22 protein-coding genes and 1 pseudogene are annotated in these 23304 nt (G+C 56.0%); 9 read left to right on the top strand and 14 right to left on the bottom strand.

What is annotated here, in order from left to right; genetic code table 11:
* Positions 1-5: 5 nt before the first annotated feature.
* From FMM72_RS02710 to htpG, 13 genes and pseudogenes are all read right to left on the bottom strand, one after another.
* The gene (locus FMM72_RS02710; protein ID WP_162220507.1) at positions 6-800 is read right to left on the bottom strand and encodes a hypothetical protein; all 795 of its coding nucleotides are present in this window, start codon (positions 798-800) and stop codon (positions 6-8) included.
* On the bottom strand, positions 797-1903 hold the full coding sequence (locus FMM72_RS02705; protein ID WP_162220506.1) for a cysteine protease StiP family protein: 1107 nt from the start codon (positions 1901-1903) through the stop codon (positions 797-799). Before FMM72_RS02705 ends, FMM72_RS02710 begins: the two co-directional genes overlap by 4 nt.
* On the bottom strand, positions 1900-3150 hold the full coding sequence (locus tag FMM72_RS02700) for a phosphoribosyltransferase domain-containing protein (protein ID WP_162220505.1): 1251 nt from the start codon (positions 3148-3150) through the stop codon (positions 1900-1902). The genes FMM72_RS02705 and FMM72_RS02700 overlap by 4 nt, the downstream gene beginning before the upstream one ends.
* Complete coding sequence (locus tag FMM72_RS02695; protein ID WP_162220504.1) at positions 3147-4280, bottom strand: HpcH/HpaI aldolase/citrate lyase family protein; 1134 nt, start codon at positions 4278-4280, stop codon at positions 3147-3149. Before FMM72_RS02695 ends, FMM72_RS02700 begins: the two co-directional genes overlap by 4 nt.
* Positions 4281-4333: 53 nt before the next feature.
* Positions 4334-4906 (bottom strand): TerD family protein, encoded by a 573-nt coding sequence (locus FMM72_RS02690; protein ID WP_160209235.1) that lies wholly within the window; start codon positions 4904-4906, stop codon positions 4334-4336.
* 23 nt (positions 4907-4929) lie between these two features.
* Positions 4930-5538 carry a TerD family protein gene (locus tag FMM72_RS02685; RefSeq protein ID WP_160209234.1) on the bottom strand — a complete coding sequence of 203 codons (609 nt, stop codon included), beginning with the start codon at positions 5536-5538 and terminating at the stop codon, positions 4930-4932.
* 60 nt (positions 5539-5598) lie between these two features.
* Positions 5599-6177: a TerD family protein gene (locus tag FMM72_RS02680; RefSeq protein ID WP_160209233.1), complete on the bottom strand. Its 579-nt coding sequence runs from the start codon at positions 6175-6177 to the stop codon at positions 5599-5601.
* 46 nt (positions 6178-6223) lie between these two features.
* Positions 6224-7339, bottom strand: coding sequence for a toxic anion resistance protein (locus FMM72_RS02675; protein WP_160209232.1), 1116 nt, complete (start codon positions 7337-7339; stop codon positions 6224-6226).
* Positions 7340-7379: 40 nt separating this feature from the next.
* Positions 7380-9650, bottom strand: a complete 2271-nt coding sequence (locus FMM72_RS02670) for a YceG family protein (RefSeq protein ID WP_162220503.1) — start codon at positions 9648-9650, stop codon at positions 7380-7382.
* Positions 9651-9743: 93 nt separating this feature from the next.
* Positions 9744-10907, bottom strand: coding sequence for a TerD family protein (locus FMM72_RS02665; RefSeq protein WP_162220502.1), 1164 nt, complete (start codon positions 10905-10907; stop codon positions 9744-9746).
* Between the two features lie 751 nt (positions 10908-11658).
* Positions 11659-11964, bottom strand: a pseudogene (locus FMM72_RS17575) (hypothetical protein); the annotation flags it as partial.
* 353 nt (positions 11965-12317) lie between these two features.
* Positions 12318-13262: an L-lactate dehydrogenase gene (locus FMM72_RS02655; RefSeq protein WP_162220501.1), complete on the bottom strand. Its 945-nt coding sequence runs from the start codon at positions 13260-13262 to the stop codon at positions 12318-12320.
* 229 nt (positions 13263-13491) lie between these two features.
* The gene (htpG, locus tag FMM72_RS02650) at positions 13492-15402 is read right to left on the bottom strand and encodes a molecular chaperone HtpG (RefSeq protein WP_162220500.1); all 1911 of its coding nucleotides are present in this window, start codon (positions 15400-15402) and stop codon (positions 13492-13494) included.
* A gap of 184 nt (positions 15403-15586) precedes the next feature.
* Between htpG and FMM72_RS02645 the strand changes: the two genes are divergently transcribed.
* Positions 15587-16294 (top strand): HAD hydrolase-like protein, encoded by a 708-nt coding sequence (locus FMM72_RS02645; RefSeq protein WP_162220499.1) that lies wholly within the window; start codon positions 15587-15589, stop codon positions 16292-16294.
* Positions 16295-16310: 16 nt separating this feature from the next.
* Positions 16311-16943 carry a lactate utilization protein gene (locus FMM72_RS02640; protein WP_160209225.1) on the top strand — a complete coding sequence of 211 codons (633 nt, stop codon included), beginning with the start codon at positions 16311-16313 and terminating at the stop codon, positions 16941-16943.
* Positions 16944-17005: 62 nt separating this feature from the next.
* On the opposite strand, the gene putP is transcribed toward FMM72_RS02640, so the two are convergent.
* The gene (gene putP, locus FMM72_RS02635; RefSeq protein WP_162220498.1) at positions 17006-18496 is read right to left on the bottom strand and encodes a sodium/proline symporter PutP; all 1491 of its coding nucleotides are present in this window, start codon (positions 18494-18496) and stop codon (positions 17006-17008) included.
* A gap of 356 nt (positions 18497-18852) precedes the next feature.
* On the opposite strand from putP, the gene FMM72_RS02630 reads away from it, so the two are divergent.
* The 7 genes from FMM72_RS02630 to FMM72_RS02600 all read left to right on the top strand — a co-directional run bounded on the left by FMM72_RS02630 (position 18853) and on the right by FMM72_RS02600 (position 23190).
* The gene (locus FMM72_RS02630) at positions 18853-19020 is read left to right on the top strand and encodes a hypothetical protein (protein WP_162220497.1); all 168 of its coding nucleotides are present in this window, start codon (positions 18853-18855) and stop codon (positions 19018-19020) included.
* A 201-nt stretch (positions 19021-19221) separates the two neighbouring features.
* The gene (locus FMM72_RS02625; protein WP_006875919.1) at positions 19222-19425 is read left to right on the top strand and encodes a hypothetical protein; all 204 of its coding nucleotides are present in this window, start codon (positions 19222-19224) and stop codon (positions 19423-19425) included.
* 190 nt (positions 19426-19615) lie between these two features.
* Positions 19616-20305, top strand: a complete 690-nt coding sequence (locus tag FMM72_RS02620) for a P-loop NTPase (protein WP_257431287.1) — start codon at positions 19616-19618, stop codon at positions 20303-20305.
* Between the two features lie 262 nt (positions 20306-20567).
* Entirely contained in the window at positions 20568-20774 is a 207-nt protein-coding gene (locus FMM72_RS02615) for a 4Fe-4S binding protein (protein WP_160209222.1), read from the top strand.
* 69 nt (positions 20775-20843) lie between these two features.
* Positions 20844-21908, top strand: a complete 1065-nt coding sequence (locus FMM72_RS02610; RefSeq protein ID WP_160209304.1) for a 3-methyl-2-oxobutanoate dehydrogenase subunit VorB — start codon at positions 20844-20846, stop codon at positions 21906-21908.
* Complete coding sequence (locus FMM72_RS02605) at positions 21908-22663, top strand: thiamine pyrophosphate-dependent enzyme (RefSeq protein WP_160209221.1); 756 nt, start codon at positions 21908-21910, stop codon at positions 22661-22663. The genes FMM72_RS02610 and FMM72_RS02605 overlap by 1 nt, the downstream gene beginning before the upstream one ends.
* A complete protein-coding gene (locus tag FMM72_RS02600) occupies positions 22663-23190 on the top strand; it encodes a 2-oxoacid:acceptor oxidoreductase family protein (protein WP_160209303.1) in 528 nt (175 codons plus the stop codon). The genes FMM72_RS02605 and FMM72_RS02600 overlap by 1 nt, the downstream gene beginning before the upstream one ends.
* The last annotated feature ends 114 nt before the right edge of the window (positions 23191-23304 follow it).

Raw genomic sequence — 23304 nt, 5'->3', positions numbered from 1 at the left:
ATCATTTATTTGTCGCCCCGATGGGGGATCATACAGGTTTTGAGAATTCGATCGAGGATTTCCTCGGAGCCGGCCTGCGCGGGACGCTCAGAAAAGAAAATCGGGAAGGCGCATGGCAGGGAAGCGAGGGCGCTTTCTCCAGGCGCGTAAGCGTGGCGGCATGCCTTGAGCATCGGCAGATCGAACCAGGAATCGCCGAAGCCGACGGCTTCATCTCCGTCCTCCAGCATACGGACATATCTCAGGACAGCCCCTTTGTCGATTGCAAGCGGGGAAAGATACAGCTTTTTTCGCTCCCGGAACAGCTCCCAGCCGCTTTCGGAGAGCGACTGTGCCAGTTGGCCGCATGCTGCGTCGTCAAAGCGCCTCTCGTCGACGAAAAAAACGGCAAGATATTCATAGCGTTTCGACAAACACTCGATCCCGGCAAGACCGTCCAGAACCTGTCCTGCCGCTCCGCCGAGATCAAGCGGCAGCGCCCGCACAGTCCGCGCGACGTGCGCGGCCCAATCCGTGTCTGGTACTCCGTCATGATAAAGGTACAGCCCATTTTGCAGCGCCAGATACCGGCAGCTTGCATCGCGGACAAATGAGACGCGCATGGCCTGTTCGTATCCGCGCAGCGTGTTGATGAGGCAGACTGCGTTTTTCTGTATCCGCCGCAGAGACGCCAGCGCCCTCGGTGTCATATAGGAAAACGCCTCCCCGAGCCGATGTTCCACAGCAGTAACAGGCGCGCCGCCCCGCAAATGGCGCTCTGTAAAAATCAGCGTATGGTCGAGATCCGTGGAGAAGATCATAGGCGTCCCTCCCTCCGGTCCGCGATCAGCCCGCAGCACAGGTAGGGCATATCAGGATAAACACAGACGGGGACGCCCTTTTCCTGCGCCAACAGCCGGATATGCTCGGTGTCGGGATGCGCAGGCTCGCGCAGCAGAATGCGGTCTGGAACGCGGCGCAGCAGCACGCGCGTCGTTTCGCCGATGCTCGGCTTGATGCGATTGATATCCGCGATACCGAATACAGCCCCGATTTTCCGGACGGCTTGCATTCCGCGCCAGTCGGGCGGCGGCGCATCCAAAGCGCCGGCGGCCGCTGAGATTTCGTTGTCGAGGCGGGAGAACCACGACGACACCGTGTCAAGATAACGGGCCGTCTGATCGATCGCGGCGAATTCATGATAAACGCGCGCGCCGTGAAAGTCCTCCGGCCCGATGATCGAACGGTTGTGCACGGAACGGCTGATCAGGCCGCAGATTGTGCTGTTGAGACAGCAGGACGGATTGATGAAGTCCTCCCGTGTGGCGTACAGTGAGCAGCAGTGCGCCGGGTCGGCCAGGACAGCCAGCGTCGGACGCAGCGCCGTGCCGTTTCGCTCGTTGAAAGCGCGGCAGGACTCCTCAAGCTGCGTGGTGATCATGCCCTTTCCGGTCCAGCCGTCCACAAACACGATTTCCTGCCCGGGATGCCGCCTTAGAATCAGACGGATGGCGTTTTCGTCAAAACCCTTACCGCGGATGATGCTGACGCTGTAGTGCAAAAAGTCGCGCCCAAGCATACGCGCGGCATAGCGCCGCATCAGCACGCCGCAGGGGACGCCGGCCCGCACCAGGGAAACGAGCACGGGACGTTTAAAGCGCGCGGCAATCAGCCGCGTCACAATCCCCGTGTATAGCGCGGTCTGCCGTGCCTTTGTCTCCATCAAATGGTCAAAAACACGCATGTAAGCCTCGCTCGGCACCTGTTCGATAGGCAGATCCTCCGAATAGTGGCGGCCTGCCTGGATATCCCGCTCGCGCAGCGCCGTGTCGCGCTCCTCGACAAGCCCGGTGACGTCCTTTAAAAGCAGGATCACATCGTCCTGTGAAAAGCTGCCGATCGGAGGGGGCAGCCCCCTGTTCATAGCATCACCACCGAAACCGATTTGATACCGCGCATGGACAGATATTGTGTCAATTGCCGCGCGCCGCGCTCGACAAACGCGCCGCGTTCGGCGAACAGATACGCGCATTCATATGCGCCGTCCGGGACATTGTAAAAATAGCCGGCGGCGCTGTAGCAATCGGCAGGGTCGAATCGTACGCCGGAGACGATGGCCGACCCTGGCAGCGGAAATACCGGGCTTTGCGTGGTGGAGTGGAACGCTCTCCCGCCGCAGAAACCTGCAATCAGCGCGGGCGCATAGATCAGCTCGCCGGAGCCGAGGTACAGCGTGCGCGCTGCCTCCGCTGTGTCAATTGCATCCGCGACCGCACGGCAGGCCCGCCGCAGCGCGGCAAGGCGCTCCTGTGTCATCAGCCGCCGGCCGGTTCCGGGCAGGGAAATGCCCGGCTCCAGCAGCGTGGGCGCGCTGCCTGCGGCGCCAGTCAGATCGGCGAGAGCGGGAGCTGGTGTAGCGCCGTTTTCGAGTGAAACAATGCGGCTTTTGAGCAGGGAAATCGCCTCAATTTCGACGCCGAGCCGCTGCTCGACAGCCCGGCGCTGCCCGTCTGAACTGTTGTCGAGCAGCGCCAGCAGCGCAAAGCGCCGAATACCGTAAGCGGCGTGCAGCCGTTCGACAAGGCGAAACGCCGTATTGCCGGTCGTGAATTCATCGTCGATCAACACGGCCCGCCGGCATCCACGCAAAAAGGCGTCGTCCGGGTCGAGATAAAGCAGATGCGTTCTGGCGTGGGAATGCGCCTCATCGAAGGAGAGCGGCACACCGCTTTCCTGTTCAAAGCGCGTTGTGCTGATATAAGCCGACTCGCCCGAGAAGCAATCAGCCACCGCCTGCCCAAGGCCGGTCGCCGTCTCGGCAAAGCCGATGAACAGCGTGCGTTCCTGCGCGGGCAGAGGGCTTCTGGACGCTTCAAGACGTTCCCATAACGATTGGAACGGCGGGTCAGCCGTGCCGTTTACGATGGAGGCCCAATATTCACCGCCAGACTTTCCTGAGAGCGCCAGCGCGAGCAGCTTTCCGGCGGCCAAAAGCGCACCGGGACGGATCGGCAGATGCTTTCCGAGCACCTTGCTGACAAATAGGAACGCCCGCTGCGGGTTTTGCCGCGCGGCCAGCCCGAACAGCGCGCCAGGGGAAAGGCCAAAGCGCGGTGTATCCAATTCCAGCGTAAGCTGGAGGTTATTTTCAAGTGTAAAAGAAGTAATCATGCTTTAAATTCTCCGCCATATACCGCACGCAGGAAGCCGGCGGCATCGGTGTTCTCCTGATAAACCCCATAGATATGCGCGCGCTGTAGCAGTTTGCGCGCCCAGAGCATATGGGGCTTGAGTTCATTCATCTTATTCTGCCGGACACTTGCCAACACGCCGGCAGCGCCCTGGTCACCGCCGAGAATGCCCAAGGCGTCCTGATATTGCTCATAGGGCACGGCATAACTTGCCTGCACAAGCGGAAGCTGTGTCGGATGGACGCAGGTCTTGCCGAGAATGCCGTTTTGCAGATCGAGCCGCACCTCGCGCAGAAGGCCGTCGATCTCATCGCTGCGGCGCAGCGCACAGGCGCGCGCGAAGGTGCTGAAATATTCCCATACCGGTCCGCTGACGGTATACCGGTCGTCGATAGCAAAAATACGCACGACATCCGCGATGACGCCGGCTGTCACAGCGATGCTGTAAATTGGCGTGTCCACACTGCGGCGGATACCGTAGAGTCCGCAGAGGTCTGTGGCGCCGATGCGGATATTCAGAATTTGATTACTGCCGTCCGCAGTTTTGCGCAGTTCGCGCAGAAACGCGATGCGGTCGTCGCGTTCCATCAGATCGCGCGACTCCAGGATCGGCATGACATAAAAGGGATCGGAGGCGCGCCGCCCGATATCCGCAGCCAACGCCAGCGCACGGCGTAGGGCGTCCGGCGATGCTTTAGGCAGGATGACACCGGTGATTAACCGGCTGTGTGAAGCAAAGAAATCAGCCAGATCCTCGAGCATGGCGCAGTCTTTCACGCGGATAAACAACAATGGGAGCCTGTTTTCAGGCAGGCTCCCATTGTCGAGCGCGGCGGCCAACTGCTCAAACTGCCTTTGCGTATTTTCCACACACATCACACGGTCGTCATCCCCGACAGAGTCCTCCAGGCAGACAGCCATTGAAGTAAGCTCTGGTATGTTCCCATTGATGATGGAACGGGCGATCTGACGGTTGGAGGCAGGGGTGTATAAAAGTCCGCCCACAGCCAACCGCAGCGTTTCACGTTCTGTAGTTTTAAAAAACGCTTCCGACGGTTTAAAGAACAGACTGTTCAAATCACAGTCGGACAGATAGTCGAAATACAGCATAAGTTTGTATCAGCCTTTTTGTGTAGTTTGTCAGCTGCTGGGGCGTTCATTCATCAGACGTTCAAGCCGTACTGCCTGCAAAGCGCCTCGAGTCCGCCGTTGAAGCCGGAACCAACTGCGGAGAATTTCCACTCGCCGTTGTGACGGTAGATTTCCGCAAATACGATCGCCGTTTCGGTCGAATAGTCCTCGCCCAAATCGAAGCGGAGCAGCTCGGAACCGGTCTGCTTGTCCACCAGACGGACGAACGCGTTTTGTACCTGGCCGAAATTCTGTCCGCGCGCAGGCGCATCATAGATCGTGACCGTGACGGCGATTTTCTGGATGTAGTCGGGGACCTTATCGAATTCGATGGTGATGGCCTCGTCGTCGCCGTCCCCTTCGCCGGTGCGGTTGTCGCCGGAATGCGTCACCCCATTGGCCGACAGGTTGTTATAGAAAATAAAATCGGATTCATGCGCGCATTTGCCATTTGCATCGAGCAGGAAGATGGAAGCGTCCAGATCGTAATCCGCGCCGCTGTCATACTGCTTGATATCCCATCCAAGCCCCACCAAGGCAACCTTCAGGTTGGGCGCTTCCTTGCTCAGGCTGATCTTTTGTCCTTTGGAAAGATTGATTGCCATGTTAAAACTCCTCTCATGCCCGCTTATCTGTATTTCGCAACGATTTCGCTCAAGCCCGGCTCATAACCGGGCTGGCCAACGGCGTTGAATTTCCATGCCCCGTCCTTGTGATAAATCTCGCCGACGATCATCGACGTTTTTCCGGAGTAGTCCTCAGTCAGATTATAGCTGGCGATCGTCTCCTGCGAACCCTGGTCGACGATACGGATATACGCGTTTTCGACCATACCGAAATGCTGCTTGCGTTTGACGCAGTCGTAGATGTTGACAACAAAAACAATCCGTTCAATGCCCTGCGGTACTTTGGTCAGATCGACCTGGATCTGTTCGGAATCGTCCATACCGCCCATTTTGCCGCCGACAAGGTTGTCGCCGCAGTGGTGGATGCAGCCGGCCGCATGATCCTTGTGGTTAAAGAAAATGACCTCCTCGGGGCTTGGGATTTTGCCGCTCGCATCGAGCATCAGGACAGACGCGTCGATATCGACGTCGACCTTCTGCTTAAACAGGCCAAACAAGCCGCCGCTCGCCTGAACTTCCTTCCAGCCAAGACCGACAAGGATATTGGTAAGCTGTGAGCCGTCCGCCTTGCTCAGATTGATCTTTTGACCCTTTGCCAGTGATATCGCCATATTTGATGGCCTCGCTTTCCGTTATGAGTTATGCGGCAATACGGCCGCGACAGGGTGGGATCAGACGCTCAGACCAAAGTTGCGGCACAGAGCCTCAAGCCCGCCCTGGAAGCCGGAACCGATGGCCGCAAATTTCCATTCACCGCCGTGACGGTACAGCTCGGCCACGACAATAGCCGTCTCAATCGAATAGTCCTCGCCGAGGTCGTAGCGGAGAAGCTCCTCATTTTTAGCTGTATCGACGATGCGGATGTACGCGTTTGACACCTGTCCGAAGTTCTGTCCGCGCGCCTGCGCCTCATGGATCGTGACGGTGAAGGAAATTTTGGCAACATTGGCCGGAACCTTGCTGAGCGTGATATTGGCCGTTTCATCATCGCCCTCACCCTCGCCGGTACGGTTGTCGCCGGAATAGACGACGCTGCCCGCCGCGTCCCTGGGGTTATTATAGAATACAAAGTTGGTGTCGGTATCTACCTTTCCCTGTTCGTTTGTCATAAAAACGGAAACGTCAAGGTCAAAGTCGTGACCGCCGTCGTAACGGTTGGTATCCCACCCAAGACCGGCAAGGATGCTGTCAAGACCAGGATTTCCTTTGGTCAGATCTACTTTTTGTCCTTTGGAAAGATTGATCGGCATTCAAATACACTCCTTTATATAATAGGTATTTTGCCATGGGGTTCAATCACTGGTGCAGGCGATTTTGAAAATCCTGCTTGAGGGCTTCCAGCTTGACCGCGTCCTCGCGGCGTTTCACGCTGGCTTCATCCTGGATACGGCGTGTTTGCTCAATTCCCTCAACAATCGTGTGCCAGGTCTGTTCAAGCGTTTCCACCTTGATAGAGCTTGAGGAAGCAAGCTGTGCGGTCAGCTTGGCCTGCTCGGCTGTGTTGCGGGCATTTTTGAGGAGCATCTCATTTGTACGCTCGTCAAGCGCCTGCATCGCCTCGGCCTGAATCTTCTGACGTTTGAGCAGGACAGCCTGTGTCAAAGCCTGCTTAAAGACCGGAAGCGTGATGATAAACGCCGAATTGATTTTGCGGATCAGGTTGAGGTTGCTGAACTGCATCGACTGGAGCATCGGGATCGACTGCATAGCTACGTTTTCTGCGATGCGCAGGTCCTGGATGCGCTGTTCAAGGATCGTGCGCGCCTGCTGCATGGCGCTAAAATCGAGCTGGAGCATATGGTCGCCCGGACGCGCGGCGATATCGGCCTGCATCTGGGAAAGGTACTGGTCCATCTCCGCAAGTCCCTGCTCGCCAGCCAGGATGTATTTGATCAGGTCCTGATAAAAGCCCACATTGGCCGTAAAGATCGCCTGAAGCTTTTTGTTCGATTCATCGATCTCCGCCTCGTATTTTTTCAGCTCGATATAGATCTTGTCGACTTCTTCGCCCATGGTGTGATACTTGGCAAGGATCTGATCAAGCTGCTTTTGCATCCCGCCGAAAATCTTTGCAAGCACGCCCTTTTTCTCGTCGGAGGCAATTTCCTCTATGTCAAATTTATCCATGATTTTACCGAGAGTTGTAAGCAGCGCCCCCGATTCGTTGATCTGGTTCATGTTGATGCTGTTCAGAATTGTGTCGGAGCATTTTGCAATTTCCGCTGCGACCTCACCGCCAAAAGTGACAATTGTTTGCGGGTCATGCACGGCGATCTGACTGACAAGCCGGTCGATCTCCTGCGAACCCTTGAGCGTGAGGGCCAGCTCCTCGCGCTTTGCGGCGGCGTCATAGACCTGCGGCGCGCCGCCATCCTGCGGGGCGCTCTGCTGCGGGGTGAACTGTAGGGCCATGGGATACTCCTCCTTTTTAGATGCGGTGCGAACCGCCGTTTTATGATGATTTGCCCGGGCCGAACAAACGGCCTAAAAGCGTGTCGGACCTCTGCAGCTTTGGAACCGTGAGGTTGAATTCATACTCGCCGGCAATCAGCGTGTCAAAGCAGTCCGCACGCAAATGATGTTCAATATTTTTGTAGCCGGTTGGGGTGAAGATTGCAATATCGAAGCCGACGAGGTTTAAAAACGCCAAAACAATACAGTTGCTCAGCGAAAACATTTTTTCGTCGACATCAACGGAGACGACCTTCGGAATCTCACGTGTGAAATCAAAATTCTGGATCAGCCGTACCAGTTCCACATTGATCCCGGAAAGAACGGATACAATGTTGGCGGGCAGATTGCTCTGACCGCCGGCAAGCATCTGAAAGTCGATCAGGTCCTGGATTTTTTCCAGAATATAATCCTGTAAATCGTCCGGCAAATGGCTGTACGCATAAGCAGATTCCTTTTTGACCGCGACCGGGTCCAGCTTATCCCCATGCAGGCAACGCTTTTGCACGTCGTCTGCCGGTATCCCGGAGGATTTGTCAGCGGCGATATCCGTCAACAGGTAGGTATCCTCGCCGACCAGGCCGCGGATCTGCCTCCAATAGGCGTTGATATCGCCCCTTTCCACACCGCAGATCTTTACAAACAGGTTTGGAACATATACAACGCCGTCCTTCGCCTCAAACGACGGGCGAAACTGTGCGTTTTCGTGCCAGAGCTGCCACACCTCGTCGTAGGTGGCGCGCAGCGTAACAGCGCGCGAACGGGTAAACTGCCGGTCGCGGAACATGCCGGTATCGTTGTAAAGAAGCTGGTCCAGCTCACGGGAGGCGTTGTATGCCGCCGTTGAGGCGCGCACACGTTCCTCACGCGTCGGAAACGGCTCAACCGGAAGGCGGCTTTTGAACAGAGTCTCTGTCCAGATGATGGGCAAAAATGCACTGGTAAATACATCCCGGACAGACGGATCGGGAAAGAAGCAGAGCACATCGATTCCAGCCTGCGCCAGCACCCAGAAAAGGGGAAGCTCCGTTTCCGTGATGCTGCCATAACGGACGACAGCGGGCGTTTCATCCGGGGTTTTGCCGGCGCAGAGCCTGTCCATATAACGTGTGATCCAGCAGGCCAGCCGCACGCCGTAATTAAAAAGACGAACAAGGTCCTGGATGGGAACGCGCTCCATAGCCTGCGCAAAAGCGCGCTGCACAGACAGACGCCGTACCTGCCCGCAGGAGGGCGCGAGTCGCTCAGCCAGTCTGCGGATCAAATCGCCGCGCGCGCCGCGCTTATCGATACCGCGAAAGGGCGCCGTTTCCTCGACAGACGGCGCGGACAAATTCTGATCAAGCAGCAGCCATTGTTTGGCAGAGCCGTCAAGCGCGGCTTTCAGATGAAACAGCCGGTTGCGGTATTCGGCGCGCTCGTCGGCGCCAAACCAGACTGCAAAGAGGCTGTACAGCCCGCCGCCACGCCGTGAGGCGGGACGCATGACAGCTTCCGTCGGGGGCGTGCCGCCGGCCCATGTGTTGACACACGGCTGATCGGCCATATGCTCCCACGGACACGGCTCGCTTTTGGGCGGCTCTGGCCTTTGACGCGCAGAGGGCGGGGCGTTCCCGCCTGCACAGGCGGCAAAATGAAGCGGGGGCATGGACAAAATCGCGCCGCGTACCAGTTCGGAATATGTGCCGGTGGGGTCGGCCTTTTGATAGGACGCGTCTGAACAGAAGTCGACATAAACGACATCGCAGCCGGCAAGATGCAACGCGTGCAGCAGCAGCGCTTCGTATTTGGAAATATCTCCCTCAAACAGAATTTTGGGCGGGGAGGGTTTGCCGATCTTGATGAGCACTGGGCCGAAGCGGGACCGCAGCCAGCACATGAACTTGATATAGGCGTTTCTGATGATGTTGTCGTTGCTGCCCTGTTTTTTGAGCAGCGACAAAGACTCTGCCAGCGCCGCGGCCAGGAGGTCGCGCTGCGCGGGACGCACCTGACCAAGCCACATGGTAATGTGACGTGAAATAAATTCTCTGGTGAAAGCAAACCGCTCCCCCACGGTGCTGTAAAAGCGGGTGATCTCGCTTTCAACGGGATTGTCAATCCCGTCGGGTATATAAAGCCCTTCGCTGCGGGTCAGTTGATAAAAGGCTTGCAGGTCCGCGAGTACGGCGCCCCCGGCGTCACGCCCGATCACACAATAGAACCGGGCCGACTGGGGGACGCGCTGCTCAACAGGCAAAAAACACTGGCCCAAAGGATGGCTGCTGCTCATAGATTACGAACTCCCATTCACTGGATTTGTATGAAAAAATATGATCTTACTTTTTCAAACAGCCTCCAAGCTTGCAGATCATCGACCGGCGCATTATTTGCGTCCGGCGACCCATCGGAATCCAAAACGGTAGAAATCGTCTACTTCCTTGTGTCCCTGGAAAAAGCGTTCCTCGCGCTTTACCTCCAGCTCGCCGCTTTTTCCCGACAGGCTGGCAAAAACGCAGAAACGGTTTCGACTGTCAGGGCTGTCGATCTGGATTTCTATATCGGGCGCGCCTGACTGCTTGATCGTAACGGATGCATTCGTACCACGCCAATTTGGCGTACCTTCATAAATAAATGCGAACACGACAGCGAAATCGATCAGCTCGGGCCGCTTAAAGTACATATTCTCCCCGTTGGCGCTTGTCCCGGAACGGTCGTCCTGATCCAGCAGGATAAACGGGATCTGCGTGGCGCTGCCAAACGAATTGCCAAGCGCCTGGATAACGCCCTGTTCACCCGATTTCAAGCGGAACATGCAGGCAAGGTCGAGATCGATCGCGCCGCCGCCTCCAAACAGCTTTTTACGTCCCGTGTTCCAGTTCAGATTGACGTGCAATTCACCGCTGTTCTTGGACAAATTGATCCTGTGGCTGTCGCCGCTCTTTTTCAGGCTGATCTTGCTCAGGTTAACTTTGGGAACGGGCGCAGGCACGGGGGAGGGAGCAGGCGCAGGAGACGGAGCGGGAGCGGTCTGCTGCGGATTGGCAACCTGTCCGCCGAAATGTGTGAGGAGCGCGTCCAGGCCGCCGTTAAAACCGCTGGAAACAACCGTATAACGCCAAATTCCGTCCTTGCGGTACAGCTCGCAGAGGATCAAAGCGCGTTCCTGGCTGAAGCTCTGCCCGGAGAAACGGTAATCGGCCGAATTGCCGCCGCTGCGCAATGAAATAAGCCCCTCGGAAACGTCACGGATCAGGCCGCCGTCGGTTGAAACAGCGATGACCAGCTTTTGAATCTGCTCCGGCAGACGATCCGTTTGCACAGTAAAGGCGGTCTGCGCGCCGGATGTCATGACAATGGCGTTGTCGGGGGAGCTGTTTTGATTATAGAAGATGAAGTAGCGGTCGTCTGAAATTTTGCCGGCGGCGTCCACACCAAAGCAGGTGAAATCCGCCTCGCCCGCGCCGATTTGCGCGGACACAACGATTTCAACCTGTGTGGAGGATGAAAAATCGGACAGCTTTAGCTTTTGTCCCTTTTGCAGTTCCATACGTTCCTTTTCTCCTTTCGAGGACGCTGACAAAACAGCTTTCGTTTGCTGGGGGATGTTTGTCAACGCTCCTCTTTTGACCTTGTTGAGCGCGGTTGAAATCGTTTCAGGCGGCCGTTTTTTTAGATTGGCCTATGTACTTGTAACAATCAACAGTCTCTGAAAGGGCCATTATACTTATCAACTATAATACATCCATATTTCGACAAATGCAATGCAAATTTGTGAACAAATGGTGTAAAATTACGATCATTTTATGGAAATAAAACAAATCGATAAAAACCCGGCGGTTGTTCCCGCCGGGTTCGCCAAAAGATATTTACCCAATCTGAAAAACTGTCATCGACGCATTGCACGCCTGTAGCGGAGACGCTGGAAGCAGCACCGTTTTTGGCGAATATACGCCCAAAAAAATTTGCTCCCCTTCTTTAAAAGGATATAGAAAGCTCCCGCTCACACAGGCCTCATTGATCAGCATCGGCTTTACAGAACCCGTAATGGCCGAAGGCACGGCGCCGTTTTGCAGGAGAACGCCAACACCGGCGTTGGTATTGGTTCCGTTGATTGGCGTGATGGAGTAGACGACTGCGTAAAATCCCGTCCGCAGAAGTGTGACCGTATGCCCATCGTTTTCCAATCTCATATAATAGGGCGCGTCCGTCTGGATCTGTATGGGGGTAAAATATCCAGTGGGGTCCAGGCTTTGAGCCGTGCGGGAATAAAAATTGCCGGATGCGGGGAAGGGGAGCGTTCCGCAGGCGCCGGTGGGACCAGTGGCTCCAGTCGGACCAGTTGCGCCAGTCGGACCAGTTGCTCCAGGGATTCCGGCTGGTCCGGTCGCGCCCGCCTGACCGATTGGTCCCTGTGGTCCCTGCGGCCCAACAACCCCTTGCGGTCCGACCGGACCGGTTGCGCCGGTCGCGCCAGCGGCGCCCGCCGGACCTTGAATTCCAGCCTGCCCCATGGGGCCCATCGGTCCGGTCGGCCCCGCTGGTCCTTGGATTCCGGCAGGCCCGGTCGGCCCCACCGGTCCCGGAATCGGGACGACGCAGCAGCAACCCGGCGGACAGCAGGGCGGCCTGGGCACAAAGCGTTGGTCGTTCATGGATATAACCTCCCGTTTCAAGAGAATGTGAACTGAAAATGTGCGCTTTCGGTTTCGATGAATTTCCGCTTTGACCGGCGGCCGGTTCAGCTGTGGGATAGGCGGCGGCCGGGAAGATGCGGTTCCCTATCAATTATTTTATGGCTGAATGTGAAAAAGCGTTCTTTTTTGCGGTGAAACATTACAATTTCTCATATGAAACGGGGCACATAAGCAATATGCGCGCCGGAATTTTCCAGCGCGCATACTGCTTCGATATCCTGTTGGAAAGAGATTATGCATCCAGGTTTTTACTGGGGAGATTTTTATAAATCCTTGACATAGCTGCGGATCACATCGGTGGAGGCGTGGAACCTTGCCTGTTCCTGCTCTGTTAAGGGGAGCTGAACAATCTCCTTGACGCCGCTGCGTCCGATGATGGCTGGCACGCCGCAAAAGACGCCGTGTTCCCCGTATTCGCCCTCAAGCAGTGTGGAAACGGGAATGATGCGGTTTTCATCGTGCAGGATACACTTGATGATGCAGGTTACAGTTGTGGCGATGCCGTAGTAGGTGGTTCCCTTGCGGCGCAGGATTTCCCAGCCGGCCTTGACCGTGTCGTGCGCGAGCTTGTCGAGGTCGACCCCTTCGAAGCGGCCGGGATTGTCGCGCAGAACCTCCGCAAAGGTTTTGCCGCCCACCGTAACGCGTGACCAGGGGACGGTCTGGCTGTCGCCGTGCTCGCCGAGCGCATAGGCGTGAACGCTGCGCGGGTCGATGCCGACAAGTTCGCCAATCATCGCCTTGAGCCGCGCGGAATCGAGCGCCGTACCGGTTCCAAGGACCTGATTTTTTGGCAGGCCGGACAGCTTCCAGACATATTGCGCGATGATGTCAACCGGATTGGAGATGATCAGGAACACCCCGGAAAAACCGGCGTCCATGATCGGGCCGACGAGAGAATCGATGATTTTTTTGGAAAGATCAAGCGAATCGAGACGCGTCTGCCCCTCCTTCGGCGGCGGACCGGCAGTAATCACGATGATGTCGGCGTCGCCGCAGTCCTTGTAATCGCCGACGGAAACCTTTACGTTGCGGCCCAGATAGTCGATGCCATCGCGCAGATCCATCATCTCGCCGTGCGCGCGTTCCTGATTGATGTCGACCAGCAGAATTTCATCGCAGACGCCCTGCGTCAGCAGGCTGAACGCGGTGGACGATCCGACCAATCCCGCCCCAATGACAGCGACCTTGCTTGCATTCATTCTCATAAGGCTGCCTCCCTTTGTTTTCGAACAAGTCCTAATAGTATTTCCGCGCTGCTGCATCAAAATCCAGCCAGCGTGGATCGCTTACCAAAAGGCGGACGGCAAACCTGCCGCCCGCCTTTTGGTGTGGTTTCATAATGGAAATGTTACACCAAAAATGCAAGTGCTTTTTGGATTATGATTTTAGGGGCTGTTTGAAAAATCAAAATACCCGTCTTTTTTCAAGCAAGCCCTAGTTTTCCTCTGCCATCAGGCTGCATACAGAATTTGAAAAGGCAACCGGATCGTCAATCGACATGCCCTCGATCAGAAGCGCCTGCGCATACAAAAGCGATGCGTATTCCTTCAGACGGTCGCGCTTGTTTTCATCGGCATACAGCTTTTGGATTGCGGTAAACACAGGGTGTGACGCGTTGATCTCCAGCACGCGCTCCGCCTTGACCTTGTTGTCGTTCGGCATGGCGTTGAGCACGCGCTCCATTTCCAGCGAGAGCATCCCGTCGCTGGCCAGACAGACCGGATGCGATTTTAAGCGTCCGGACAGACGCACCTCCTTGACCTTACCGCCGAGCGATTCGCATAAAAAGGCCAGCAGATCATTATTTTCCTCGTTTTGCTTCTTCGTTTCCTCCTGTTCGGCCGTATCCTCCAACCCGAGGTCCTTATCCGATACGGACTTGAACTGCTTTTCCTGGAAACTGTAAAGCATCTTGAGCGCGAATTCGTCCACGTCGTCCGTCAGATACAGAATTTCATATCCCTGGTCGCGCAGAAGCTCCGTCTGCGGCAGCAGGCCGATCTTGTCGACAGTTTCGCCGCAGGCATAATAGATATATTTCTGCGATTCCTTCATACGGCCCACATACTCCTCGAGCGTGACCATCTTCTGTTCGCTCGATGAATAAAAGAGCAGCAAATCCTGTAGCAAATCCTTCTTCGCGCCATAAGCGTCGTAAACGCCGTATTTAAGCTGGAGTCCGAAATTTTTAAAGAAGGCTTCGTACTGTTCGCGCTTATTGCGCAGCATCGAAAGCAGCTCGGAATGGATTTTTTTCTCCAGCCGTCCGGCGATCAGCTTGAGCTGGCGGTCGTGCTGGAGCATCTCGCGCGAGATATTGAGGGAGAGGTCCTGCGAATCGACTAGGCCGCGCACAAAGCTGAAACAGTCCGGCAGCAAATCGGCGCATCTATCCATGATGAGCACGCCGCTTGCATAGAGCTGAAGCCCTTTTTCATAGTCGCGGCTGTAATAGTTAAAGGGCGCGCGCGCCGGGATAAACAGCAGCGCGTTATAGGTCGCGGACCCTTCGGTATTGCTGTGGATAACAAGCGCGGGGTCCTCGAAATCGCCGAATTTTTCCTTGTAAAAACTGTTGTAATCCTCATCCGTCAGCTCGGAACGATTTTTGCGCCAGATCGGGACCATGCTGTTGAGCGTTTCGTTTTCGGTATAATCTTCATATTCCGGCTTGTCCTCCGGGCAGCCTTCCTTCAGGCGGCGTTTGGGCATATCCATGCGGATCGGATAGCGGATATAGTCGGAGTAGCGGCGCACAAGCGCGGCGATGCGGTGCGCGTCGAGAAATTCGTCGTAATTGTCCTCGCCCTCGTTGTCCTTGATGCGCAGGACAATTTTTGTTCCGCGCTCGGACATGTCGCACGGCTCGATCGTGTAGCCTTCGACGCCGCGGCTTTCCCACTTCCAGGCTTCGCCGGCGCCATGCTGACGGCTGTAAACGGTGACGCAGGAGCTGACCATGAACGCTGAATAGAACCCGACGCCAAACTGCCCGATGATATCGATGTCGTCCTTATGTTCGCCGGTTTCCTCCTGCTTGAAGGCGAGCGACCCGCTTTTTGCGATCGTACCGAGATTGCTTTCAAGCTCGTCGCGGCTCATGCCGATACCGTTGTCAACGACTGTCAGCGTGCGGTTTTCCTGATCGATGGACAGATTGATCGCGAAATCGTCGCGCGACAGGCCCGTGATATTTTCGTTGAGCGAGTGGTAGTAAAGCTTATCGATCGCGTCGGAGGCGTTTGAGATCAATTCGCGCAGGAAAATTTCCCGGTGCGTATAAATGGAGTGGATCATCATCTCCAGCAGGCGCTTCGATTCCGCCTTGAATTGCTTTGTTTTCATGGCATCAGAACTCCTTTTATATGAATGTTTTAAATCCAATGAAATTAGCACTCTTTTTGTATGAGTGCTAACCATACTATAATATACCTGTCCTGAAAAATCAAGTATAAATTGTGAACAATTTGGGATCGGCCTGTGCGCAGGCGCGGTTGAATCGCTTTTATGCATGTGGTATACTGTTATCATGAGTTATCAAAAATCCGAAGGCTTGGTGAGGGACATGCGCTACAAGGTTGTACTGTGGGATTTCGACGGGACGCTCGTCGATACGTCGGAGGGGATTTTTCGTTCGCTGGAATATGCGTTCAGACAGCTTGGGGTGCCGGCGCCAGGCCGTGAGGTGCTGCGCAGGTTCATCGGGCCGCCGCTGCTTTATTCATTTCAGACCTATATTGGCATGTCTTATGAGGAAGCCCAGCGCGCCGTGCTTGTGTTCCGGGACGATTACGAGGCGGGCGGCATGTATCGTTCGCGCGTCTACGACGGCTTGCCGGAGCTGATTGGGCGTCTGCGCCAAAACGGCGTCAAGACGGCCGTTGCGACGCTCAAGCCGGAGGAGACGGCCAAACAGCTTTTGCATCATTTCGGCATAGAGAGCCTCTTTGACGCCTGTACCGGCAATACGCCAGATGAAAACGACCAGACAACCAAGGCCGACATCATCAGAAGGACGATGCGCCGCCTTGATTGGGCGGACCGTTCGTCGATGGTGATGATCGGCGATTCTGTCTATGACGCGCAGGGCGCTCAGGAGGTCGGAATCGATTTTATCGCGGCGGCCTATGGCTTTGGGATCGGCTCCAGGGAACGCGCCGCGCTCGACTGCCGCTTTGTAGCCGAAACGCCGCGCGATTTGGACACTCTTTTTTTGCAGGATAAATGTGGTGTATGAAAAGGAGGGGAAATGGTTGGATCGCAATTTGATGGCGGTGGTTGAAAAACGCATTGACCGCACGATCGGGAATCTGAAAAACAACAAGATGGACGCCTATTACGCTAAAACATGCGCCGATGCGGTGGCGCTGATCCGACAGCTCTGTCCCGAGGGACAGACTGTTTCATGCGGCGGCTCGGTTACGCTGGAAGAATGCGGCGTCAAGGATCTGTTGCGCTCCGGGGGATATACGTTCCTTGACCGCGAGGCGAAAGGCGCCGAGCCAGAGGACATATACCGCCAGACGTTTGGCTGCGACACGTTCTTTTGCAGCAGCAACGCGATTACGGAGGCGGGTGAGCTTTACAACGTCGATGGGCGCGGCAACCGCGTCGCGGCGATGATCTATGGGCCGAAAAGCGTGATTGTTGTGGCCGGCTACAACAAGATTGTGCCTGACCTGGAGGCGGCGCGCGCCCGTCTGCGCGATACGGCGGCGCCTGCGAACGCCATCCGCCTGAGCACGCGCACGCCCTGCGCTGTACTCGGCGCATGCCGGGACTGCCACAGCGACGACCGCATTTGCTGCAATTATGTCGTGATGGGACAGCAGCTTGTCAAGGGGCGCGTCAAGGTGATTATTGTGGGCGAGACGCTCGGATTTTAGCACATATTCAAAAAAGCCAAAAAGGCCCCCGGAGCCATGCCTCCGGGGGCCTTTTGTACAGGTCAGATATTGACGGAACGCGCGCGGTCAAACAGCTCCTGAACCTCTCTGGAAGGCTCCTTATCAGTCAGCGAAACGATGACGATCACCGCCAGAGCGATCACAAAGCCAGGAGCGAGCGAATAAAGGCCGGTGGCCGCGAGCGCGGGAATATTTTCCCACAGCACGACGGTCAGGCCGCCGACAACCATGCCGGCGACACACCCCTTCATGGTCAGGCGCTTCCAGAACAGCGAGAGCAGGATGACCGGTCCGAAGGACGAGCCGAAGCCGGCCCAGGCATAGGAGACAAGGCCCATGACGCTGCTGTTCGGGTCGAGCGCGAGCAGATAGGCGATGACCGCGATAACCATCACAGCGGCGCGCGACACCCACATCAGCTCCTTATTGGAGGCGTTGCGGCGGAAAAGCGCCTTGTAAAAATCATTGGAAACAGCGGACGCGGCGACAAGCAACTGCGAATCGGCTGTACTCATGGCAGCTGCAAGGATGGCTGAGAGCAGCACGCCGGCGATAAAGCCCGGGAACAGGCGCGTGACAAGGTCCATGAAAATGACCTCGGCGGCGCCCGCATCCGCGTAATAGCCGTGATTTCCAAGGAAAGCCAGACCAATCACACCGACGCAGACAGCGGCGATGAGCGTAATCGAAACCCAGATCATCGCGATGATGCGGCTCTTTTTGATCATGGCGCTGTCCTTGATTGCCATAAAGCGAATCAGGATATGCGGCATACCGAAATATCCAAGCCCCCAGACAAGGCCGGAAATAATCGTTACAAGCGCGACTTTTCCGCTGGCGTCGGCGAACAAGTTTAGGAAATTATCGCCGCCGAGGCTCACGATGAAGTCGGATGAAAGGCCGGGCGTATTGAACGCGGCCGCAATCGGTACAATCACAAGCGCCGCGAACATCAGCATACCCTGGATAAAATCGGTCCAACATGCGGCGAGGAAGCCGCCGAGGAAGGTGTATGCGATGATAATAATTGAGCCGATTGTCAGTGCCGTAACATAATCGAGATGGAATACATACTGGAACAGCTTGGCGCCTGTGCTGAATGCAGAAGCCGTATAAACCAGGAAAAATACGAAAATGATGATCGCGCATACGCTGCGGATCGCCGTGGATTTGCTCATAAAGCGGTTTTGCAGGTACTGCGGGATGGTGATGGAATCATCGGCGACAGCCGTGAATTTGCGCAGCCGCACAGCAACAAGCTTCCAGTTGAGATAAGTGCCGATTCCCAACCCAATAGCGATCCATGCGGCGGAAAGCCCGGACCAGAACGCCGCGGCGGGCAGCCCAAGCAGCAGCCAGCCGGACATGTCCGACGCCTGCGCGCTGAGCGCCGTCACCCAACTGCCAAGCTGGCGTCCGCCGAGAAAGTAGTCGGAAATGTTTTTTGATTTCCTGTAGAAGTAGATGCCGATGGCGAGCATCAGACCGAAATAAAGGACAAATGCGATCAGAATGCTGGTGTCAATCTGCATATGAAATCCCTCCTTAAATTTTGCCGCAGCCGTTTACCTCTTTGCTTGCTTTTTATATATAGACACTATTATACATAATACAGTTTTTTTTGCAAGAGCGGATTGCTGCGCTGCATATTTCAAAGGGGACGACCGGAGGCTGGAGGGATGATGAATCTCGGCATGAAGCGGACGCTGGCTCAGTGCGCCGGACCAATCGGCGCGCTGCTGATTTTATATCTGCTTTGCAGATATCTGTTTTTTGACTTGCATGATATGAAATCGTTTCCAGTTTACCTGCTGTGCGCCGGCATTGCTATGCCGGCTGCCGCGGCGTTTTTTCACGCGGGGATCTTGCCCTCTGCAGCGGCGGTGGGATGCATTGCCGTTTTTTCGGTATGGCGTTCGGCAGTGGGGAAACCGAGCTAGGCGGCGGCCGTACCGACGGCGGACGGCTGATTTGCGGAGGAATTTTTCTCGTCTGCCTGCTGATCGGGGCGGTTTTGCAGCTTGTGCGGCGCGGCGGCCGAAGGCTTGACGAATAGGATGAACAGGCGCGTTTGGGGCAAGCGCGGATGGTTCGGCTCAAGTGTGGACGGCCGATGAAAAATATCCACGGGTGACAATTTTTATTGACAGAAGGCTTGGAGCTGTTATAATAGGAATATATTGTCGAAGTATGGCGGAGCGGTGAAGAACCGCTTGACGCTGTGGGCATTTATATAACATTAGGAGGAACTTGGGTGATGTTTGGTAAACGCGGCAAACATTTGATTTCGGTTATGATGACGCTGCTTTGCGCGGCTTTTCTTGGTATGCCTGTATTTGCTGGCATTCCTTCCACGGGCGATGGCAGCGGTATGCTTCTGCCGATTATGGGCGGATTGCTGGTCGTATCCATTATTCTGATTGTCGTATATGTTATTCTCTCCAAGAAGAAAAAACGGTAGCAGTTTGGGGCAGCCGGCCTCCCTGAATTGCGGGGAGGCGTTTTTATTTATTCATCACTTTATCTGGACAATGTGTGAAAGTGCAAGAAATCGCTGGAATCGCTCCCATCCTATTGTACGCGGCCGGGCGCGGTGATATAATTATTTATGATTGCGGCCGCCGCGCCGCGCAAGATGAGAAAACGCAGGGGTGAATGACTTGCTTGAGCAGCTTAACCGGATTGTGATTGTAACAGGTCATTACGGCAGCGGAAAAACGAATCTGTCGGTGAATTTGGCTATGAGCCTGCGCGCCGCCGGGGAGGAAGTTGCGCTTGTCGATCTTGATATTGTGAATCCGTATTTTCGCAGCGCCGATTTCGCGGCGCTGGCGGAGGAAAACGGCATCCGTCTGATCGCGCCTGTTTATGCGCGTTCCAATCTTGACATCCCAGCGCTCGACGGACGGCTTGACGCGGAACTTGACGGCGGCCGGCGCATCGTGATCGATGTCGGCGGCGACGACGCGGGCGCGGCCGCGCTTGGACGCTATAGCGCGCATATTATGGAGAGCGGCGGATGCGACATGCTGTATGTTGTCAATGCCTACCGTTATCTGACACGTACAAGCGGCGAAGCCGCGCAGATTCTCGGTGAAATTGAGCGCGCGGCGCGTCTGACGGCGACGGCTGTCGTCAATAATTCAAATCTTGCGGAGATTACAACGGCGGAGGATATTGCGCGTTCGGTGGCATATGCCCGGGAAACCGCACTGAAATATCAAATCCCGCTTTTATTTACGGCCGCGCGTGAGGATTTGGCGGACGCCGTGCGTGCGTATGCGCCCGGCCAGCCGGTTTATCCGGTGCGGCTTTATGTCAAAAAGCCGTGGGAGGCTTAGGGCTTGTTTGAAAATAGAGAAATTGCCGAATTTTTCGCAAGCGGCAGGAGAACGCAAGGCAAAAAACGCAGGAATCCTTCCGGATTCCGAGGCTTTTCAACGCGGCGTTCGCCGCTGTTTGTAGAAAAAGATGGGTATTTTGATTTTTCAAACAGCCCCCAGGGGCTTGTTTGAAAAAATTCGGAAATCCGTCTGTTTTCAGACAAGCCCAAAAGCCGCCCACGTTCCATAAAGCATGTTTCAATGAAGGAGGTGTTGAGGTATGGCGAAAATGACAGTGAATCGGGACACGTGCAAAGGCTGCGGACTTTGCGTGCAGGTCTGCCCTAAGAAAATTATTTCTCTTGACAAAAAGGCGCTAAACCAGAAGGGGTATCATCCCGCCTGCGTCGAGGACATGAGCAAGTGCATCGGGTGTGCGATGTGCGCTCAGATGTGTCCGGACTGCGCGATTATGGTTGAGAAATAGAACGGGCGCCGCCGGGGCGCAGCGCGCCGGGGCGGACAGTATGCAAGGAAAGGCAGTGAAAACATGGCTTTGACCGAAAAGGTTTTGATGAAGGGAAACGAGGCGCTCGCCGAAGCGGCGATCCGGGCGGGCTGCCGCCATTTTTTCGGATATCCGATCACGCCGCAAACGGAAGTCGCCGCGTATATGGCCAAGCAAATGCCAAAGATCGGCGGTACATATTTGCAGGCTGAATCAGAGGTTGCGGCGATCAACATGGTCTATGGCGCCGCGTCGGCCGGCGTGCGCGCGATGACCTCGTCGTCCTCGCCGGGTATTTCGCTCAAGTCCGAGGGGATTTCCTACATGGCGGGCGCGGACCTGCCGTGCCTGATTATCAATGTGCAGCGCGGCAGCCCGGGGCTTGGCGGGATCCAGCCGTCCCAGGCCGATTACTGGCAGGCGACGCGCGCGCCTGGTCACGGCGACCTGCATGTGCTCGTATTCGCGCCGTCGTCCATCCAGGAGATGGTCGACATGGTGTTTGATGCGTTTGATCTGGCCGACTGTTACCGTGTGCCCGCGATGATTCTCGCGGACGGTATGCTCGGACAGATGATGGAGCCGGTCGTTTTCCCGGAGCGCACGGTCAAGCAGTATGACAAGGGTTCCTGGGCGACCAACGGCCACCAGAATCAGCGTGCGCATAACATTGTCAACTCCCTGTACCTCCAGCCGGACGAGCTGGAAAGCCGCATCCTTGAGCGGTTTGAACGGTATGAGCAGATCAAACAGAAGCATACGCGCAGCGAGGAATATCTGGTTGACGATGCGGATTATATCGTCGTCGCATACGGCGCGACCTCGCGCATTGTGCGCAGCGCCGTCAATACGGCGCGCGACAAGGGGATCAAGGTCGGCATGATCCGCCCGATGACGCTTTGGCCGTTCCCAGCGGAGCCGATTGAGAAGGCGGCCGGACATGCAAAGGCGTTTCTCAGCGTGGAGATGAGCATGGGACAGATGGTCGACGACGTGCGCCTGGCGGTCAACGGCAAGGCGCCGGTCGGTTTCTTCGGACGCACCGGCGGCGTAATCCCAACGCCGGCGGAGGTCCTTTCAGAAATTGAAAAAATGGCGGGAGGTGACAAGTAATGGAAGTTGTTTATCAAAGGCCGCACGCCCTTTTGGACGTGCCCACGCACTATTGCCCCGGCTGTACGCACGGCGTGATCCATAAGCTTGTCGCACAGGCGATTGACGAGCTTGGCTGCGAGGGGCGCACCGTCGGCATCGCGCCTGTCGGCTGTTCGGTTATGGCGTACAATTATTTTGGCTGCGATATGATTGAAGCTGCACATGGGCGCGCGCCTGCGATTGCGACGGGGGTCAAGCGGTCCTTGCCGGACAGCGTCGTATTCACTTACCAGGGCGATGGAGACCTGGCAGCCATTGGCACCGCCGAAACGGTTCACTCTGCGACGCGTGGAGAGAATATTACAGTCATTTTTGTCAACAACGCCATCTACGGCATGACTGGCGGACAGATGGCTCCGACCACCCTGCCGGGCCAGGTGACGCAGACAACGCCGACCGGACGCGACGTCGCTTACGCAGGATTCCCGGTGCGCGTGTGCGAAATGCTCTCAACGCTTTCCGGCGTTGCATACGCCGAGCGCGTGGCGGTCGACAGCGTGCCGAATATCCGCAAGGCTGCCGCCGCAATCAAGAAAGCGTTCACCTGCCAGATCGAAAAGAAGGGCTTTTCAATCGTCGAGATTCTGTCCACCTGTCCGACTAACTGGGGACTTACGCCCGTTGAGGCGCTCCAGTGGCTTCGCGACAATCTGATGCCGTATTATCCGCTCGGCGTCTATGCCGACAAAACGGAAAAGGGGGTCAGGGATTGATGCTGAGTGTGCTTTTAGCCGGCTTCGGCGGCCAGGGAGTCCTGTTCGCCGGGAAAATCATGGCCTATGCCGGTTTGATTGAGGAAAAATATGTTTCCTGGCTGCCATCCTACGGCCCTGAGATGCGCGGCGGTACGGCCAACTGTTCCGTGTGCCTGTCCGACGAGCCGATCGGCTCTCCGCTTGTGCTGAACCCTGATGTACTCGTAGCGATGAATCTGCCATCGTATGATAAATTCATCAATCAAGTGGCTCCGGGCGGCATTGCGGTGATCGACAGCTCGCTGATCTCAAAAAGGAGCGACCGGACCGATATCCGCTGTTTTTATGTCCCAGCGGCTGAAAAGGCGGACACGGAGGGGCTTTCCGGCCTTTCGAACAATATCCTGCTTGGAAAGGCCCTCCAGGAAGCGCGCTTTGCTTCCTTTGAGGCGGTGGAGCAGGCTGTGGCCAAATGCGTGCCGCCTAAAAAGCAGCACCTTTTGGAACCAAATATCCGCGCGATCAAATTGGGCATGAGCCTTTAATGCGGTTGCGCACCATGAAGCGCGGCGCCCCCTGCGTCAAAAACGCAGAGGGGCGCCGCGCTTGTATATTCAGCAGCGATTGGATATAATCAAAAGCATACAGTCAAGCAGCCT

The organism is Anaerotruncus colihominis, from assembly GCF_010206195.1.
Taxonomy (GTDB): domain Bacteria; phylum Bacillota; class Clostridia; order Oscillospirales; family Ruminococcaceae; genus Anaerotruncus; species Anaerotruncus colihominis_A.
This window is presented reverse-complemented; position numbering and strand designations above follow the sequence as displayed.